This is a genomic window from Arthrobacter sp. STN4, from assembly GCF_024539665.1.
Taxonomy (GTDB): Bacteria; Actinomycetota; Actinomycetes; order Actinomycetales; family Micrococcaceae; genus Specibacter.
Map to the genome: position 1 here is coordinate 25,101 of NZ_JAKZGX010000012.1, position 16,547 is coordinate 41,647.

A 16,547-nucleotide genomic window follows, 5' to 3' on the forward strand; every position below is an offset into this window, starting at 1 on the left:
GGTGATGAGGATGGAAACAACTGAGGCCGTAACGGGGCTGCGCACCGAACAACGGCTGGGCCTGTTGCGCCAAATGATCCTGATCAGGACCTTTGAGGAAGCAATACTGCGCGAATACCACGCAGACAAGAGTCCGGGCTTTGACATTGGAAAGGGCCTGGTCCCCGGTGAAATGCACCTCTCGGCAGGGCAGGAACCGGTGGCTGCCGGGCTGTGCGCGCACCTGGAAACCGGTGACGCGCTGACGGCAACACACCGCCCGCACCACCTGGCCATTGCCAAGGGCATGGACCTGCGGTCGCTGGCCGGGGAAATCTTTGGCCGCGAATCGGGGCTGGGCCACGGCCGCGGCGGCCACATGCACCTTTTTGACCCGTCCATCCACTTTTCCTGCTCGGGCATTGTGGCCGAGGGATTCCCGGCGGCACTAGGGCAGGCGTTCGCGTTCCAGCGGGCGGGCACCAACAGCGTTGCCGCCGCGGTGGCGGGCGAAGGGGCTGCCAACGCCGGCCCGTTCCACGAGTCGCTGAACCTGGCGGCGCTGTGGAAGCTGCCGGTCATCTTCGTCATCGAGGACAACGACTGGGGCATCTCCGTGGCCCGGGACGCCTCCACTGCGGTGCCGTCCAACGCCGTCCGTGCCGCCGGCTACGGCATGCCGGGCATCCGGGTGGAGGGGAACGACGTCGAAGCGGTCCACGCCGCGGCCGGCGAGGCCGTGGCGCGTGCCCGCGCCGGCGGCGGGCCCAGCCTGATCGAAGTGCACACCCTGCGCCTCTGGGGCCACTTTGAAGGTGACGCCCAGGGGTACCGGCCCGAGCTTGCCGGCGTCCCGGACAAGGACCCCATCCCGGCCTACCGGCAGCAGCTGGGCGACGCCGGGCTCCTCAGCGACGCGGACGCCGCCGCCATGGAAGGCGAGGCGCGCACCCGGGTGGAGGACGCCGTCGAAAATGCCAAGGCCTCGCCAACGCCCAACCCGGCCGAGGCACTCAAGTACGTCTTTGTGGAAGGAGAATAGCCATGGGTGCAACATCAAATGCGACGGCGGCCCAAACGTCCCTGCCGGTGGAACCGGACGCCGGGACGCGCCGGCTGAACACGGCCAAGGCCCTGCAGGAGGCCATCGGCTCGCAAATGGAGCAGGACGATTCCGTGTTTGTGATGGGCGAGGACGTGGCAGCCTACGGCGGCATCTTCTCCTCCACCACGGGGCTGCTGGAGAAATTTGGCCCGGACCGGGTCATTGACACGCCGATTTCCGAGTCCGCGTTCATCGGCCTCGGGATCGGGGCGGCAGTGGAAGGCATGCGGCCCATTGTGGAGCTCATGTTCGTGGACTTCTTCGGCGTGTGCATGGACCAGATCTACAACCACATGGCCAAGATCCACTTCGAATCCGGAGGCAATGTCAGGGTGCCGATGGTGCTCATGGCCGCGGTGGGCGGCGGCTATTCCGACGGCGCGCAGCACTCGCAGACGCTGTGGGGGACGTTCGCGCACCTGCCGGGCATGAAGCTGGTGGTCCCCTCCAACCCGTACGACGCCAAGGGGCTCATGACGGCGGCCATCCACTCCGACGACCCCGTGGTGTACATGTTCCACAAGGGCGTCATGGGGCTGGCCTGGATGGCGAAGAACAAGCGCTCCATCGGTGCCGTGCCGGAGGAGGACTACGTGGTGCCGATCGGCAGGGCCAAGGTGGTCCGCGAAGGCACGGACGTGAGCATCGTGACGCTGTCCCTGTCCGTCCACCACAGCCTGGATGTGGCGGAGAAGCTGGCGGGGGAGGGCATCAGCGTCGAAGTGCTGGACCTGCGCTCGCTGGTGCCGCTGGACCGTGAGGCAGTCATCGCCACCGCAGCCAAGACCGGCCGCGTGGTCGTCGTGGACGAGGACTATGAATCGTTTGGCCTGTCCGGGGAAATTGCGGCCACGATCACCGAACACGACCCCACGCTGCTCAGGCACTTCAGCCGGGTCTGCGTGCCGGACGTGCCCATTCCCTACGCCCGCGAACTGGAATATGCTGTGTTGCCAACGGCCGCACGCATTGAGGCCGCAATCCGGACGGCGGTCACTGCATGAAGGAAATCCTGTTCCCCATGATGACGGGCGACGCCTCCGAACCCGGCGTGCTGGCCACCTGGTACGTTGCCGACGGTGACGCGGTGGCCGAAAAGCACCTGCTCGCCGAGGTGGCCATTGACAAGGTCGACGCCGAGATCTACGCGCCTGAAGCCGGCACCGTCCGGCTGCGGGTGGAGGAAGGCGACGAGGTGGCCCAGGGGGCGGTGATCGCGGTCATCGAGTAGCCTGGCGCCCTCCCCGCCGCGGTAGCCTGCCATCGGGCTGCTGACACCTCAAGGAGAACACTCATTTCAGCCACGTTTAACCACACCATCATCGCCTCGCGGGACCGCGAGGAGTCAGCGCGCTTTTACACCGGGCTGCTCGAAGCGCGCCCGGTCCCTTCATGGGGCCCGTTCACCAACATCCTCCTGGACGGCGGCGTGATGCTGCAATTTGCCGAACCGCCGGTGGAGATCCAGATGCAGCACTACGCATTCCTCGTGGACGACGCACATTTTGACCGCGCCTACGCCCGCCTGGTGGCCACGGAAGTGCTGCACTGGGCTGACCCGCAAATGACGCGGCCGTACGAGACGAACACCGAGCACGGCGGGCGGGGTGTTTATTTCAAGGACCCTTCCGGGCATGCCCTGGAACTCATCACGCGCCCGTACCTGTGACGGGGCTACTGGACGGCGAGCCGGAAACCGATCCGGTGCCCGGACCGCACGCCGGTCTGCGCCACGGTGACCACCAGGGTGCCGATTTCCGGGATCCACTGCGCCGGGCGCACGGCCCGGGCAAGCGCATCGAGCAGTTCGGCCGGTTCGGCGGACCAGTACTGGCGGTGGCCGCCGGGGGTGAAAAAGGTGACGGAACCGAGGTTGGTGTCCACGGCGGGGAGCACCGGGATGCCCTCGGGCCGGCGCCGGGCGGCGGCTTGGGCCCCTGTGGCCGGCTGCGTCCGGGAGGTGCGGTGGGTGCGGTTGACGGAAGTAATGGTCATGGTCATTGCCCTTTGGAAGTGCTCTTGCCCGTGGCCGGTTGGCCGCGGGCCGCTTCCTCATCCGAGCCACCCTGTGAACATGGGGTTGGCGTGCGACCAGTCGGAGCTTGGTGTCGCATCTCTTGAAGCTGGCACCACACTAGCCGTTTAAGGCATGACGGCGCGGGGCGGCGTAATAAATTACGCCGCCCCGCGCCTTAGTGCATGTCGCGGGTGGTCGATCCCGTGGAGACTTGGGCGTCGGACCTGCCAAGACCCGGCTACCGGGCCTTGGTCAGCGCCTCGATGGCGTGAACATTGGAATCGCTGGCGGCTGCCGCGGGCTGCCTGACCCACGTCTCACGGACTTGGGCCGTTGTCGAAGATCGCGACGCACCGGTCCGGGGGCGAGGACCAAACGACCCGGATGCGTCCGGTATCGGCTCGCTCGCCTCGACCCAGCGATTGTCGCAGTCAGAAGAGTGGCCGTGTGGACGGAAATCTTGTCCCGTACAAGGCTCGTTCACCGGGCATTTTTGCGGGCGGGGTCTACGGGAATCCGCCAGCCACGGAAGTCCGAAGATTTCCAAGTGAGAACATTTCGCTCGCTCCTGCACCGCTGCCCGACCGGCTTACGGGACAGTCCGAAATGCCTATCCGGACGGACCCCTTCCGGGTGCTTGCGAGGATAGGACGGCGGGGGATCGCTACCTGTTGCCCAACTCGGAGTAACCGATCACCCGCGCGTAAGCGCCGCCATTACCCGCGTTTGCGCACTGTCTCGATCCACACCCGCAGCGACCAACGCACGATCCAGGCGGTCGCTATGGACACTCAGTACCCCGAACAATAGGTGCTTGATCCCGACGTGATCGGAATGAAGCTCCCGCGCGGTGCGCTGCGCCGCCTTGAGGACCTCCAGAGACATGCGGGTGAACGGCAACGATTCTGAGGTGTCCTGCGGACCAGCGGAGGCGAAACGCATTATCGCATCACGCACTTCATCCGGCCAGACGCCCAGCGCCGTCTGCACCGTGTTCGGATATGCGTGCAAAAGCCCTAATAGTAGATGCTCGGGAGCGATGTACGCGTCATGCATCATTGCCCTTGACTCTTCCTGAGCAAGGACCACCGCCCGCCGGGCACCGTCGGTGTAATTCCCAGAAAACTTTGAACCGCTCATGCCCTGAAGCGTAGTCTTCGCGGCGCGCCGGCACCACGGGCGCGCCTCCCCCGGAGGAGGATCTCCTAGCCCGGCCGCTAATCGAGCAGCGGCCGTGTCAGGCGTTCCCGCTGACGGTTCGTCATACCGGCAGCTACGCAATGGGGCATGCGGGCCCGCCTCGGTCAATCGTGAAGTTGTTCAGTCGGGTGTTCTGCGATCAGTAGCGCCTTCTCGAGGTAGGCCTCCCAGTCGTTTCCGGCGTTCGTGCGGATCCAATCCACGAGCTTTGGGACGTCTGGATGCGAGGTGAGTGCTTTGATGAGCTTTCCCCTCCTGCCGATGTTTTGGGTGCTTGCGAAGGTCAAGTACTCGTTGAGCGTGTCTCGGACGGCCCATTCGAAACTGTCGACAATCGCATCGTCTACGGGCGGAGGTTCTTCGCCGTGCACTGCGGCGGAGCGCACACGAGAGTACAGGAACCAGGTGGCGTTCGGTTCCCGGAATCCGCCGGACACGACGTGGCTCAGGACGAGCTGCCGGAAGGCCAGCATGTCTGCCTTGAGCCCCTCGGACGTGTCGCCAAGTAGTGCTTCGAGGGCAAAGAATGAGGTAAAGGAGCGCGATGAGTGGTTCGTCGGCGAACCGAGCGCGTTCCATCCAGCGAAGTGCCAGATCGGCCTTCTTGTGGATGTCTGTCATGGGGGTCGCTGACATCGTCCAGACTGGCCGGTTGCTTATGCTGTCGAGGCTGGACGGCCCCAGTGTAAGTTCGTACGCGATATCGCCGCGGGATCGCCATCCGGACAAATTGTTGCTGAAGGCGTAGGCGACGGCAGGTCGAAATCTGAGCTGGCGGTCGTTGATCCCGTTGTGGTCACGCAGCCCAACGCGCGCGACACGGAGGGCATGCGCTAGGAGAGTCTGTGCTCTCTCGGCCATTTTTCCGAGGTTGGTGCCCGTGACGGGGATCGCGGCCACGCAGCCGATGGGCGGCGCGAGATCGAACCACGGCGCGGTTGTGGTTGGAATGCTTGAGTCGGTGACGGGCAGGAGTTGCAGCCCGAGCAACATAGCGGGGGCGTCGATGGCCAGATATTCGATTGGGAGGAAACAGACGAGCTCGAGCAGTTCGCGGGAGTGCTTCGTGATGTACTGCTGAACCTGATCGGTCTCGGGGTCAGCCCAGGCCCGGGCGATGAAATCCTGGAGCGTGTCGGTCGACTTGTCCATGTGCTCGAAGCTCGGATCCCGCTCGAGTGCTTCCTCTAACCCGTTCATCGCATCGACGACAGCTTGAGTCACAGCCAGCATTTTTGATTCTGGACGAACGAGATCAAGCGGAAGGCGGAAACTCATCGAATGGTCGTCCTCGGCACTGCTCTTGACCCTTGCCAAGCGTTGGAGTTCGGCCAGAAGTTCCTCGACTGTCCTGGTTTTGGTGGCCACGACTTCAAGATTGCAGCGAGATGCGCCGAGGAGCAATGATTCCTGGATTCAGTGGGCCCGGCTGACGCGAGCCGTCACCCAGCCGCGAGCTTGTCCCGCACGAGGTTCGCCCTACGGGACACACAAACAGGCAGTAGCCAGTGAGTCCGCCTCTGACTTTCAACCGCAACCTGACCCACCGCCAGTGCCATGAAATCCGGTTTGGTGACACGCCAGTGACATGAAACCCGAATTGGCGACTGGTGGCTCCGGATACTACCAGCGCCCGCAGCGGCCGTGGTGATGGGAAGATGCACGAGTAAACATTGCCTGACAGGCAACATTGGTTGCTCACTGGGCTAAGCTGTGGTTGGGGCAAGGGTCGATGGGAATCGGTCCGGCTCGTAGCTATAGAGTCACGGAGGGTGCACGTGGCCCTGACAAGCAAGGAGCGAAGATGAAGGCACTACCCGTTGAACCAAGCCTGGCACCGGTGGCGATAGGATCCCGGATCCGCGCCGCACGCCAGGCCCAGCGCCTCACCATTGAACATGTTGCCGACGCCACCGGGCTCACGAAGGGTTTCCTGAGCCGGGTGGAGCGCGACCTGACCTCTCCCAGTGTCGCGTCCCTGGTGACCCTGTGCCAAGTCCTGTCCATCTCCGTCGGTGAACTGTTTGCCGTGCCGGAGACCCACCTGACCCGCAGCGGCGAGGGGCCGCGCATCTTCCTGGGCGGCGAGGGCATCGTGGAGCGGCTGCTGACGGCCCGCTCGGAGCGGCGCGTCCAGATCCTCGGCGCCACCATCGAGCCGTTCGGCCGCGGCGAATCGGAACTGTATGCGGTGGACTGCGACGTGGACGTGCTTCACATCATCAGCGGGGAACTGACCCTGATCATGACCCAGGATTCGTACGAGCTCAAGGCCGGGGATACGCTGTCGTTCCCCGGCCGGGAGCCGCATTCCTGGGAAAACCGCTCCGCCGAGCCGGTGGAGGCGCTGTTCATCCTGGTCCCGGCGGCGTCCGGATCGGGACAGTAGCGCCCGTGCCGCGTCAGGCGAATACCTAAGTTCCCACCTGCCCGTTCACGGCAAACTCATAGCGAACGCGTGGATAGTTGAATCGACAACCACCCGGCACGACTGTGAGAGCGAGGGCACGCCATGGCACCAACGCCTGACGGCAGGAAGATCGCCAAGGCCGTCACCTCCATGGTGGCCATGGGCGCCGTGGGGGCGGCCGGACTGGGCAGTGTGGCGCTGTACGGCACCATCACCGCCGCAGCTGCCGCGAAGGCATCCGCCACCCAGGGCAGCACCACCCCGGCCCCGGGCTCCTCGGGTTCGTCGTCGGACCCGGGCCTGCGGTCCGGGTCCACGTCCGGGACCCAGCTGTTGCCGGGCAACGGCGGGCCCAGCCTGTCCCGGTCGGCAGGTTCCTGAGGTGGCGTCCGGCCACGCCACGGCACAACGGGCCTGGCAGCCCTGGGGGCTGTCCGCCTCGGTGGTCGTGACGGATCCCCGGCGTGCCGATTCCGCGCTCACCCTGGCTCGACACGTGCTCGACGCCGTCGACCTCGCCTGCAGCCGCTTCCGCGCCGATTCGGAATTGGCGGTGCTGCGCCAGAAACTGGTCCACGGCACCACCGTCTCGCCGCTGCTGGCCACCCTCATGGAATCCGCCCTGGCCGCGGCACGCTGGACCGGGGGCGCCGTTGACCCCACCCTGGGCGGCGACCTCATCTCCCTGGGCTACGACGCCGACTTCGCCTCCCTGCGGGCGCCCGTACGGAACGAAAGCGGCCTGGCCGCCGTTTCGCCCTCCGGCGCCCCCTCGCTGCGCATGCCCCGGGCACCCGGCTGGCAGCGCATCACGCTCGACGGCCGCTTCCTGTCGGTGCCCGCGGACGTCACCGTGGACCTTGGCTCCAGTGCCAAGGCCGTGGCGGCGGACATGGCGGCGGCGCGCATCGCCGTCGAACTTGGCTGCGGGGCGCTCGTGAACCTGGGCGGCGACATCGCGACCGCCGGTCCCGCCCCGGACGGCGTGGCAGGGCACTGGCAGGTGCTGGTCCAGGACACCCCGGCCGACCCCGCCCAGCAGGTCTCGCTGCCGGCCGGCCATGCCCTGGCCACGTCCAGCACGTCCAAGCGGCGCTGGATGCAGACCGGAGCGCTGCGACACCACATCCTGGATCCGCGTTTCGGGCTGCCGGTGGATGCCGTGTGGCGCAGTGCCAGCGTGGCCGCCCCCACCGCCCTGGAGGCGAATGCGTACAGCACCGCCGCCCTCGTCAGGGGCCGTGCCGCCGTGGCCTGGCTGCGTGAATGCGGCGTCTGCAGCCGCCTCGTGGACCAGGGCGGCCATGTCATCACGACGGCCGGCTGGCCTGCCGCGGAACTGGCGGGAACGGGTTCCCATGGATGACGCGATGTGGGCCTTCGCCCGGGTCAGCGGGCTGCTGGACATGGTGCTGCTCACCGGGTCCGTCCTCCTGGGCATCCTGGCCCGGTCCGGGCGGCCCCTGCTGGCCATTCCCCGCGTCTCCGTGACCCTGCTGCACCGCAACATCTCCCTGCTGGCCGTGGTGTTCCTGGTGTTCCATGTGGTGCCGCTGCTGTTCGATTCCTATGCGCAGCTGAACCTCGTGGACGTGGTGGTACCGTTCCTGGGCAGCTACAAGGCCTTCTGGCAGGGGCTGGGGACGGTGTCCCTGGACCTGATGGCGGCCGTGGTGGCCACAGCCCTGCTGCGCCGCCGGCTGGGGACGAGGACCTTCAAGGCCGTGCACTGGCTCAGCTACGCGATGTGGCCCCTGGCCATGGCGCATTCCATGGGGAACGGCACCGACGGGACCAGCGCGCCGGTGGTGGCTGCCGCCATCGTCCTGGGCGTGGCAGTGCTGGCCGCGGTGGCCTGGCGGGTTTCCGCGGGCTTCCTGGAGACGGCCGCGGCACGGCGCGCCGGCAACGCACGCAACGGCTGGACCCGGCCATGAGCGCGGCCACCGAAATTGCGGCCATGCAGGGTGGCACCGCCGCGGGGCCGGCCGGCCCGCGCCTCTTTGCGGCCGGCGCCGCGGCCGGGATGGCCGCCCACCTGGCGGCCTACGGGGAGGTGCCGCGGCATGGCCGGGACTGGTCGCTGGCCGAAGAGCTGGAGGCTTCGGGGCTGACGGGCCGGGGCGGCGCCGGGTTCGGGGCGTGGCGGAAGTTTGCCGCCGTCGACCACGCCCGCAGGCCCAACAGGTATGTGCCGCGGACGGGCGGACCGGTGCTCATCGCCAATGGTGCGGAGGGCGAGCCGCTGAGCTTCAAGGACGCCTCGCTGCTGCACAACGCCCCGCACCTGGTCATCGACGGCCTGGTTGCGGCGGCGGAACTCAGCGCCGGAAGCGTGTTCATCTACGCGGGCGCGGCCAACCTCGCGCCCGTGGCTGCGGCGCTCGCCGAACGGGCCGACGCGCGGCACATTGCCCTGGTCGAGGCGCCGGACACCTTCGTGGCGGGGCAGGCCAGCGCCGTGGTCAACTTCCTGGAAACCGGCCGGGCACTGCCCCGGGACCTGGCGGCCCGGCTGGCCGGCAGCGGTTTCAAGGGCCGCCCCACCCTGGTCCACAACGTTGAAACGTGGGCGCACACCGCCCTCGTGGCCCGGTACGGGGCAGGCTGGTTCCGCACGGCGGGCACGCCGGAGGACCCGGGCACCCGCCTGGTCTCCGTCACCGGCAACGTGCCGTCCGAAGTGGTGCTCGAGGTCCCCGGGGGCGCCCCGCTGGACTCCGTGCTCGCCTCGGCGGGCGTGGGGAGCGACGCCGTTTCCGCCGTTTTGGTGGGCGGCTACCACGGGCGGTGGGTCCGGCCGGACGGGGTGGTGCTGTCCGCCGCCGCGGCTGCCGGCAGCACGCCTGCCGGGGGTGCCGTCCGCCCCGGCGCCGGGGTGCTCCACGTCCTGGGGCACGGGCGCTGCGGGCTCGCAGCCACGGCGGCGATGATGGATTACCTGGCCGGGCAGTCCGCCCGGCAATGCGGGCCGTGCATGTTCGGGCTGCCGGCGCTCGCCGACGTCATGGGCCGCCTGGCTGCCGGCACCGGCGGGCCGGGGCTGGTCCGCGAGGTGGAGAGGCTGCTGGCCCTGGTGGCCGGCCGCGGCGCGTGCCACCATCCGGACGGCACGGTGCAGCTGGTCCACAGCGCGCTGGAAACCTTCGCCGACGACGTCCGCCGGCACCTGGCCGGGCAGTGCCAGGAGGCAGCACCGGCGGGAGGTGCGGTGCGGTGAACGCCGGCGGACCGGCAGCGCGGCTGCACATCGACTGGACCAGGTGCGACGGCCGCGGCCTCTGCACCGAACTGCTGCCCGAAGCCCTGGGGCGCGACGAGTGGGGCTACCCCGTGGCCGCGCCCGGCCGGGTCCGGTCGGGCCGGGATGCGACGGATGTGCCCCTGACGGGGGCCGAACTGGCTGCGGCAATGGACGCCGAGAACCTCTGCCCGCTCCTGGCCCTGCGCATCATCCGCCCCTGACCCGGCACTCCCGCAGGACCGGGACATCCAACGCCCCCTGGACCCTCGGTTGGAAGCGGGGCGGTTTTCCGGGACCCTTCTGCGCTGGGTGTCCCCGCAGGGCCGCCGCCGCGAGCAGCCAGGGGAAGCGGGCGTGTTGGCGGCAGGCGCCCGGACCCCCAGGGCAGCTCCTAGCCCACGTGGACCCAGGGGCGCTGGGTGAGGTCGGGTTCGGCCTCGCGCAACACCTCTCGCGTGACCGGGGCGATTTCACCTGCGCCGAGGAAGATGAACTTGAGCATGTTGGCGATGGGGTTGCCCTCGTTCCAACGGAAATAAATGTGCGGGATGACCCCGGTGATGTCGCGCACGTGCAGCAGGACCGCGGCCGCAGTGTTGGGAACCGTGGGCCCGTGGACTTCCAGTATTTTGAAGCCATGGCGTTCGATGCCACGGATTTCCAGGGCGGCCTCGAAGTCGGAGGAGTCGTCCACAATGACTTCCAGGAACAGTGCCTTCTTGGGATTGCCGATCTCGTTGACGGTGGCGGCGTGGCTGAGCTTGCGGCGGTACGCGGCGGCGCTGCGGGTTTTCGGATCGTGGGAAATGAAGCGGATGGCACCCTTGTCGACGTCGGAGACGAATTGCAGGGCGGCCCCGTCCATGTGGACGTGCGTGGCCCGCAGCTCAAAGGCGCGGCGCAGGCGTGAGAGCAGGCTGACCCCCACGATGCCGACGATGAACAGGGCGGCAATCCGCAGGCCGTCCGGGCGCTCGATCGAGTTGGCGACGGTGGTGTAGATGAACGCGACGGACACGGCCCCGAAGCCGGCTGTCTGCACTTTTTGCCGTTTGCGCCGCGCGGAGAGTGTGACGGCGACGGCCGCCGAGGTGATCAGGACCAGCACGCCCGTGGCGTAGGCGCCTCCCTGGGCGTCGACGCTGGCCTTGAACGCAAGCGTGATGACGACGGCGATCACGCCGAACACCAGCACCAGGGGCCGCACGGCACCGGCCCATTCCGGGGCCATGCCGAAGCGGGGCAGGTAGCGCGGGACCAGGTTCAACAGGCCGGCCATGGCCGAGGCGCCGGCAAACCAGAGGATGGCGATGGTGCTCAGGTCATACACCGTGCCGAAGCCCGGGCCCAGCAACTGGTGCGCCAGGTAGGCGAGGGCCCGCCCGTTGGCCGGGCCGCCGGGCTGGAAATCGGCGGCCGGGATGAGGATGGTGGTGGCCAGTGACGAGGTGATCAGGAACGTGCTCATGATGACGGCCGCCGTCGTCAGCAGCTTGTGCGCGCCGGCGATGCGGCCCTCGGGCCCTTCCGCCGTGTCGTCGGGCCGGCCCGTGATCTGCGGCATGACGGCCACGCCGGTTTCAAAGCCGGAAAGGCCCAGCGCCAGGCGGGGAAAGACCAGCAGGGCGATGGCAACCACCATGACGGGGTTCCCGTGCTGGGTGGTCAGGGCCGTCCACCAGTCCGCCGTCAGGAGGGGGCTGCCCAGGGCCTTGACCATGGCGACGGCGATGACCACAAGGTTCAGTGAAAGGAACACGCCCACCAGGACGACGGCGATCCCGATCGCCTCCTTGAACCCGCGCAGGAACACCGCGGCCAGGGCTGCGACGAGCACCAGGGTGATGATGATGTTCTGGCCATGCAGGAAGCTTGGCGCAAACGGGTTTTCGATGACGTGGGCGGAGGCGTCGGCGGCGGACAGCGTGATGGTGATCATGAAGTCGGTGGCGGCGAAGCCGAGCAGAGCCAGCACAAACAGCTTGCCCCACCAGCGGGGGAGCAGCCGCTCGAGCATGGCGATGGAACCGGCGCCATGGGGGCTTTCGCGGGCCACCCGCTTGTACACGGGCAGTGCGCCGAAGAGGGTCACCACGACCAGGACTATGGTGGCCAGCGGGGCCAGGACCCCGGCGGCCAGGGCGGCGATGGCGGGCTGGTAGCCGAGGGTGGAAAAGTAGTCCAGGCCGGTCAGGCACATGACCCGCCACCATGCGTGCGGTTTGTGTTCGGCGTCGGGCCGGCCGTGGGGGCCCTGCCGCTTGCCCGAGCTTTCGGGCAGGCCTTCCATGAGCCATTGCCGGAAGGCTTCGCCGCCCCTGGGCCTGGGCGGGGATCCGGGGTCCGCAGGTGCGCGGGAAAGGGAGGTCACGGGAAGTTCCTTTCGCGCAGTGTCGCCGGTGCCGCCCCTTTGGCGGCTCAGTGAGAGTAGCACTCCAGGCTGGTGTGGAGCCCGGTACCGATGAAATCTTAGGGGGTCAAGGTTCCGGGCGCGTCATCGTGCCGGCAAAATTCCCTTTGAGAAAACTTTTGATTCACATTAGGCAACTTCGGCTGTACGATGGTGAGCGCAGGCCGCATGTGACGCAGGTCTACTGCGCAAAGAAACGAGGAACGTCCATGAAAGAGATCCGCATCGAGGCCAACGGGAACCTGGGGCCCATCGATTCCGCCCAAATTCCGCGTTATGCAGGTGCCGCCACGTACGCGCGCCTGCCCCGCCTGGACCAGGTCGCGCGGGCCGATGTGTCCGTCGTCGGCGTCCCCTTTGACAGCGGCGTCTCCTACCGGCCCGGTGCGCGGTTTGGCGCCAACCACGTCCGCGAGGCGAGCCGGCTGCTGCGCCCGTACAACCCTGCCTGGGACGTTTCCCCGTTTGAAAACTGCCAGGTGGCGGACGCCGGCGACATGGCCGTCAACCCGTTCAACATCAACGAGGCCATCGAAACCATCGCGCAAAACGCACTGGACCTGACCGCAGGCGGCTCGAAGCTGCTGACCCTTGGCGGCGACCACACCATCTCCCTGCCCCTGCTGCGCGCCGCCGCCGAGCGTGCCGGCGGGCCCGTCGCCATGCTGCACTTTGACGCACACCTGGACACCTGGGACACCTACTTCGGCGCCGCCTACACGCACGGCACCCCGTTCCGCCGCGCCGTCGAGGAGGGCCTGCTGGACACCGAGGCCATCTCCCACGTGGGCACCCGCGGCCCGCTCTACGGCAAAAAGGACCTCGACGACGACCACCGCTTCGGCTTCGGCATCGTCACCAGCGCCGACGTCTACCACCAGGGCGCGCTGGAGACCGTGGCGAAGATCCGCGACCGCATCGGCAGGCGCCCGCTCTACATCTCCGTGGACATCGACGTCCTGGACCCCGCGCACGCCCCCGGCACGGGCACGCCCGAGGCCGGCGGCCTCACGAGCCGCGAGCTCCTGGAAATCATCCGCGGCTTCCGCGGCATGAACCTCATCGGCGCCGACATTGTGGAGGTGGCCCCGGCCTACGACCACGCCGAAATCACCGGCGTCGCCGCCAGCCACGTCGGCTACGAGCTCATCTCCCTGATGGCCGACAACCATGTGCCCGGCGACCGTTTTGGGGCTGCCAACGGCTACGCCGCCCAGGCGCTGGACGCGGAAGCACGACGCCGGCCGGCCGGCTTTGCGCCCGCCCCGCTGGTCGGCACCCAGGGAGGTGCCCAGTGAGCGACGCCCAGCTGGTCCAGCCTGTCGAGCCCACCCCGCTGGCCGGGCCCGGGGAGCAGCCGGGACTCGACGCCCAGCGCAACGGTGGGGACCTCGTCGTCGAAACCCTGGCGGCCCTGGGTGCGAAGACCGTCTTCGGCATCCCCGGCCAGCACGCGCTGGGCCTCTTTGACGCCCTGAGCCGCTCGCCGCTGCACTTCGTCTCCTCCCGCGTGGAGAACAACTCGGCCTTCGCCGCTGACGGCTATTCGCGCGCCACCGGCGAGGTGGGCGTGCTGTTCCTCTCCACCGGGCCCGGCGCCCTGACAGCCCTGGCCGGGCTGCAGGAGGCCTATGCCACCGGCGTGCCCATGATCGTGGTGGCCAGCCAGATCCCGCTCGAGGGCCTGGGCGCCCGGCGCAAGGGCATGCTCCACCAGCTCGACGACCAAAAGGCTTCCGCCGCGAACGTCACGAAGAGCCAGCGGCTCATCCAGCACGCCTCCGGCATCCCTTCAGCCATCCAGGACGCCTGGACCGAGGCCGTGTCCTCGCCGCAGGGCCCGGTGTGGATCGAGGTGCCGCAAAACGTGCTGCTGGACCCCGTCTTTGTGCCCGCCGTCGAGGATGCGCTGGCCGAACCGTTCGACAATCCGCCCCGGGTGGAGCTGGTCCGCGAGGCCGTCAAATGGCTCACCGATGCGGTGCGGCCGGCCATCGTGGCCGGGGGAGGGGTGCGCCGCGGCAGGGCCGGGGCCCACTTGTTGTCCATCGCGGAAAAGCTCAACGCACCCGTCGTCTGCACGCCCGGCGGCAACGGCGCCTTCCCGTGGAACCACGAACTGTCGCTGCAGTCATGGGTCGAGGACCGGCATGTCACCGAGGTCCTGGAAGACGCCGACGTGCTGGTGGTGATCGGCTCCTCGCTGGGCGAGGTGTCCAGCAACTACTTCACCATGGAGCCGCGGGGGCGCATCATCCAGATCGACGCCGAACCGCGCGTGCTCGAATCCAACCGCCCCGCGCTGGGCATCCGGGCCGACGCCGGCCAGGCGCTCGCCGCGCTCGACACCGCCCTGGACGCGTCGCTGAGCGCGGACGCCGACTGGCACGGCGCCACGCCGCAGGCCGTGGTCAAGGAAACGCTGGCCAAGGTCGCGGCCAGGCTCGACGGCCAGGACCTTGCCCTGGAACGCCGGTTCATGGCGGACATCCGCGAGGCCGTCCCGGCGGACATGCAGACGTTTTGGGACATGACCATCTCCGCCTATTGGGGCTGGAGCTGCTGGGACTCCCGCGACGGCGAATTCCATTCCGCCCAGGGCGCCGGCGGCCTGGGCTTCGCCTTCCCGGCCGCCATCGGCGGCTCCCTCGGGCTGCAGGGTGCGGGGAGGCCCGCGCGCGTGCTGGCCGTGGCCGGGGACGGTTCCTCCATGTATTCCATCGCCGAGCTGGCCACGGCCAGGCAGCACAATGCCCCGGTCACCTGGCTGATTGTGGACGACGGCGGCTACGGCATCCTGCGCGAATACATGGTGGGAGCGTTTGGCAAGGCAACCCACACGGAATTGGCGCGGCCGGACTTCGTGAAGCTGGCCGAGTCGTTCGGCGTCCCGGCCCGCCGGGTGAAGCCGGAGGACGTCGGGGACGCGCTGCGGGAGGGTTTCGCTTCGGACGGGCCAAACGTCGTCGTGGTTGACGTTCTGTTGAAGATGTTCGCCCCCACCCACCTGGACATCTGAGCTTCCGCGGACGGGCAGCCAACGGGGCTGCGGGACCCGCGGCGGGCGCCTAGACTGGTCCGCATGGCCCTCGTGTACAAGGCGCAGCTGCGCCCCTCGAAGATGGAACTCTTGGCCCAATGGCTGCCGCAACAGCCCTGGTTTGACGCGGCGGACGGGGACCTGGTCCGGCTCGGGTCCTTCCGCTTTGACGACCCGGACGGCGGGGTCGGCCTCGAAACCATCCTGGTCGGCGCCGGGCACCGGGCGTACCAGGTCCCGCTGAGCTACCGCGGGGCGCCGCTGGACGGCGCGGAGGCCTTCCTGGTCGGCACCATGGAGCACTCCGTGCTTGGCAGCCGCTGGGTCTACGACGCCGCGGCAGACCCCGTCTATGTCCGCGCGCTGGCGGCCGCGCTGCTCACCGGCACGCCGCAGGCCGTGGAAATGCGGGAAACCGACGGGGTGATGGAAACCCTGCCGGCGACGGCGACGCTGGCCAGCACCGGCACGGCTGCGGCCGTGCCGGCGTTGGCGCCAGGGACGCCGACGACGTCGGACGCGCTCACCGTTGTTCCTGCCGGGGCACTCACGCTGCGGATCGCCCGCGGACTGGACCTGTCCGGCGTCGTGCACGGGGCGCCCGCACTGACCGTGACGTGGGCGGGACAGGACGTGCCGGTCCACCTGGCCGGGCCGGCCTGAGGAATGCTTCACCCAACCAAGCAAGGGAATGCACCATGGCGGTTGACTTCCAGCTCGTGATTGACTGCGCCGATCCCCGGCTGCTGGCCGAATTTTGGGCTGCGGCGCTCGATTATGAACCCACGCCGCCGCCGCAGGGCTTCGGCAGCTGGGACGACTATTGGCGGGACGTCGGCGTCCCCGAGGAGGAGCTGGACCTGGGCATTGACAGGATCTCCGACCCCGCAGGACGCGGGCCCACCATCTGGTTCCAGGTGGTGCCGGAGGGTAAAACACACAAGAACCGGCTGCACCTGGACATCCGTGCCAGCCGCGGCAGGAATTCCCCGATCGCCGAGCGGCGCAAACTCATCGAGGCAAAGGCGGAACGCCTTGCCGGGCTCGGTGCAGTGCGCCTGCACACGTTCGAGACGGAAGGCCTGGACCACTACGCCGTCGCCATGCGCGACCCGGAAGGCAACGAGTTCGACATCAACTGA

Annotated in this window: 18 protein-coding genes and 1 riboswitch; of the genes, 14 read left to right on the forward strand and 4 right to left on the reverse strand. The window is 68.3% G+C overall.

The genetic code is table 11. From position 1 onward, the window contains the following. Positions 1-10 precede the first annotated feature (10 nt). From MMF96_RS10455 to MMF96_RS10470, 4 genes are all read left to right on the forward strand, one after another. Complete coding sequence (locus MMF96_RS10455; protein WP_256883509.1) at positions 11-1,021, forward strand: thiamine pyrophosphate-dependent dehydrogenase E1 component subunit alpha; 1,011 nt, start codon at positions 11-13, stop codon at positions 1,019-1,021. Between the two features lie 2 nt (positions 1,022-1,023). Further along, positions 1,024-2,088, forward strand: a complete 1,065-nt coding sequence (locus tag MMF96_RS10460) for an alpha-ketoacid dehydrogenase subunit beta (protein ID WP_256883510.1) — start codon at positions 1,024-1,026, stop codon at positions 2,086-2,088. Next, positions 2,085-2,315, forward strand: coding sequence for a biotin/lipoyl-containing protein (locus tag MMF96_RS10465; RefSeq protein ID WP_176618403.1), 231 nt, complete (start codon positions 2,085-2,087; stop codon positions 2,313-2,315). Before MMF96_RS10460 ends, MMF96_RS10465 begins: the two co-directional genes overlap by 4 nt. A gap of 87 nt (positions 2,316-2,402) precedes the next feature. Further along, positions 2,403-2,753: a VOC family protein gene (locus tag MMF96_RS10470; RefSeq protein WP_309145229.1), complete on the forward strand. Its 351-nt coding sequence runs from the start codon at positions 2,403-2,405 to the stop codon at positions 2,751-2,753. Between the two features lie 5 nt (positions 2,754-2,758). Here the strand turns inward: MMF96_RS10470 and MMF96_RS10475 are convergent, their stop codons facing one another. From MMF96_RS10475 to MMF96_RS10485, 3 genes are all read right to left on the reverse strand, one after another. Continuing rightward, on the reverse strand, positions 2,759-3,079 hold the full coding sequence (locus MMF96_RS10475; RefSeq protein ID WP_176618402.1) for a hypothetical protein: 321 nt from the start codon (positions 3,077-3,079) through the stop codon (positions 2,759-2,761). A 15-nt stretch (positions 3,080-3,094) separates the two neighbouring features. Then, a riboswitch (SAM riboswitch) is annotated at positions 3,095-3,207 on the reverse strand. A gap of 587 nt (positions 3,208-3,794) precedes the next feature. Continuing rightward, positions 3,795-4,241, reverse strand: coding sequence for a Clp protease N-terminal domain-containing protein (locus MMF96_RS10480; protein ID WP_256883511.1), 447 nt, complete (start codon positions 4,239-4,241; stop codon positions 3,795-3,797). A 164-nt stretch (positions 4,242-4,405) separates the two neighbouring features. Then, positions 4,406-4,774 carry a hypothetical protein gene (locus MMF96_RS10485; protein WP_256883512.1) on the reverse strand — a complete coding sequence of 123 codons (369 nt, stop codon included), beginning with the start codon at positions 4,772-4,774 and terminating at the stop codon, positions 4,406-4,408. Positions 4,775-6,105: 1,331 nt separating this feature from the next. Between MMF96_RS10485 and MMF96_RS10490 the strand changes: the two genes are divergently transcribed. The 6 genes from MMF96_RS10490 (at position 6,106) to MMF96_RS10515 (ending at position 10,176) form a co-directional block, all read left to right on the forward strand. After that, positions 6,106-6,690 carry a cupin domain-containing protein gene (locus MMF96_RS10490; protein WP_176616228.1) on the forward strand — a complete coding sequence of 195 codons (585 nt, stop codon included), beginning with the start codon at positions 6,106-6,108 and terminating at the stop codon, positions 6,688-6,690. Between the two features lie 123 nt (positions 6,691-6,813). After that, entirely contained in the window at positions 6,814-7,092 is a 279-nt protein-coding gene (locus MMF96_RS10495) for a hypothetical protein (RefSeq protein WP_256883513.1), read from the forward strand. A 1-nt stretch (position 7,093) separates the two neighbouring features. After that, positions 7,094-8,077, forward strand: a complete 984-nt coding sequence (locus tag MMF96_RS10500; protein ID WP_256883514.1) for an FAD:protein FMN transferase — start codon at positions 7,094-7,096, stop codon at positions 8,075-8,077. Then, the gene (locus tag MMF96_RS10505) at positions 8,070-8,648 is read left to right on the forward strand and encodes a ferric reductase-like transmembrane domain-containing protein (protein WP_256127780.1); all 579 of its coding nucleotides are present in this window, start codon (positions 8,070-8,072) and stop codon (positions 8,646-8,648) included. The genes MMF96_RS10500 and MMF96_RS10505 overlap by 8 nt, the downstream gene beginning before the upstream one ends. Further along, positions 8,645-9,931, forward strand: coding sequence for an NADH-ubiquinone oxidoreductase-F iron-sulfur binding region domain-containing protein (locus MMF96_RS10510; RefSeq protein ID WP_256883515.1), 1,287 nt, complete (start codon positions 8,645-8,647; stop codon positions 9,929-9,931). Before MMF96_RS10505 ends, MMF96_RS10510 begins: the two co-directional genes overlap by 4 nt. Further along, complete coding sequence (locus MMF96_RS10515; protein WP_176616225.1) at positions 9,928-10,176, forward strand: ferredoxin; 249 nt, start codon at positions 9,928-9,930, stop codon at positions 10,174-10,176. Before MMF96_RS10510 ends, MMF96_RS10515 begins: the two co-directional genes overlap by 4 nt. Positions 10,177-10,346: 170 nt before the next feature. On the opposite strand, the gene MMF96_RS10520 is transcribed toward MMF96_RS10515, so the two are convergent. Continuing rightward, positions 10,347-12,326 carry an amino acid transporter gene (locus tag MMF96_RS10520; protein WP_256883516.1) on the reverse strand — a complete coding sequence of 660 codons (1,980 nt, stop codon included), beginning with the start codon at positions 12,324-12,326 and terminating at the stop codon, positions 10,347-10,349. Between the two features lie 248 nt (positions 12,327-12,574). Here MMF96_RS10520 and speB point away from each other — a divergent pair, with 248 nt between their 5' ends. The 4 genes from speB (at position 12,575) to MMF96_RS10540 (ending at position 16,547) form a co-directional block, all read left to right on the forward strand. Continuing rightward, on the forward strand, positions 12,575-13,663 hold the full coding sequence (gene speB / locus MMF96_RS10525) for an agmatinase (protein WP_256883517.1): 1,089 nt from the start codon (positions 12,575-12,577) through the stop codon (positions 13,661-13,663). A 38-nt stretch (positions 13,664-13,701) separates the two neighbouring features. Then, positions 13,702-15,384 (forward strand): thiamine pyrophosphate-binding protein, encoded by a 1,683-nt coding sequence (locus MMF96_RS10530; RefSeq protein WP_256883562.1) that lies wholly within the window; start codon positions 13,702-13,704, stop codon positions 15,382-15,384. A gap of 63 nt (positions 15,385-15,447) precedes the next feature. Further along, positions 15,448-16,068: a hypothetical protein gene (locus MMF96_RS10535; protein WP_256883518.1), complete on the forward strand. Its 621-nt coding sequence runs from the start codon at positions 15,448-15,450 to the stop codon at positions 16,066-16,068. 35 nt (positions 16,069-16,103) lie between these two features. Beyond that, on the forward strand, positions 16,104-16,547 hold the full coding sequence (locus tag MMF96_RS10540; RefSeq protein ID WP_176616221.1) for a VOC family protein: 444 nt from the start codon (positions 16,104-16,106) through the stop codon (positions 16,545-16,547).

Coding starts and splice junctions, on each gene's coding strand:
- MMF96_RS10455 (WP_256883509.1), top strand. CDS start 11: ATGGAAACAACTGAGGCCGTAACGGGGCTGCGCACCGAACAACGGCTG.
- MMF96_RS10460 (WP_256883510.1), top strand. CDS start 1,024: ATGGGTGCAACATCAAATGCGACGGCGGCCCAAACGTCCCTGCCGGTG.
- MMF96_RS10465 (WP_176618403.1), top strand. CDS start 2,085: ATGAAGGAAATCCTGTTCCCCATGATGACGGGCGACGCCTCCGAACCC.
- MMF96_RS10475 (WP_176618402.1), bottom strand. CDS start 3,079: ATGACCATTACTTCCGTCAACCGCACCCACCGCACCTCCCGGACGCAG.
- MMF96_RS10480 (WP_256883511.1), bottom strand. CDS start 4,241: ATGAGCGGTTCAAAGTTTTCTGGGAATTACACCGACGGTGCCCGGCGG.
- MMF96_RS10485 (WP_256883512.1), bottom strand. CDS start 4,774: ATGCTGGCCTTCCGGCAGCTCGTCCTGAGCCACGTCGTGTCCGGCGGA.
- MMF96_RS10490 (WP_176616228.1), top strand. CDS start 6,106: ATGAAGGCACTACCCGTTGAACCAAGCCTGGCACCGGTGGCGATAGGA.
- MMF96_RS10495 (WP_256883513.1), top strand. CDS start 6,814: ATGGCACCAACGCCTGACGGCAGGAAGATCGCCAAGGCCGTCACCTCC.
- MMF96_RS10505 (WP_256127780.1), top strand. CDS start 8,070: ATGGATGACGCGATGTGGGCCTTCGCCCGGGTCAGCGGGCTGCTGGAC.
- MMF96_RS10510 (WP_256883515.1), top strand. CDS start 8,645: ATGAGCGCGGCCACCGAAATTGCGGCCATGCAGGGTGGCACCGCCGCG.
- speB (WP_256883517.1), top strand. CDS start 12,575: ATGAAAGAGATCCGCATCGAGGCCAACGGGAACCTGGGGCCCATCGAT.
- MMF96_RS10535 (WP_256883518.1), top strand. CDS start 15,448: ATGGCCCTCGTGTACAAGGCGCAGCTGCGCCCCTCGAAGATGGAACTC.
- MMF96_RS10540 (WP_176616221.1), top strand. CDS start 16,104: ATGGCGGTTGACTTCCAGCTCGTGATTGACTGCGCCGATCCCCGGCTG.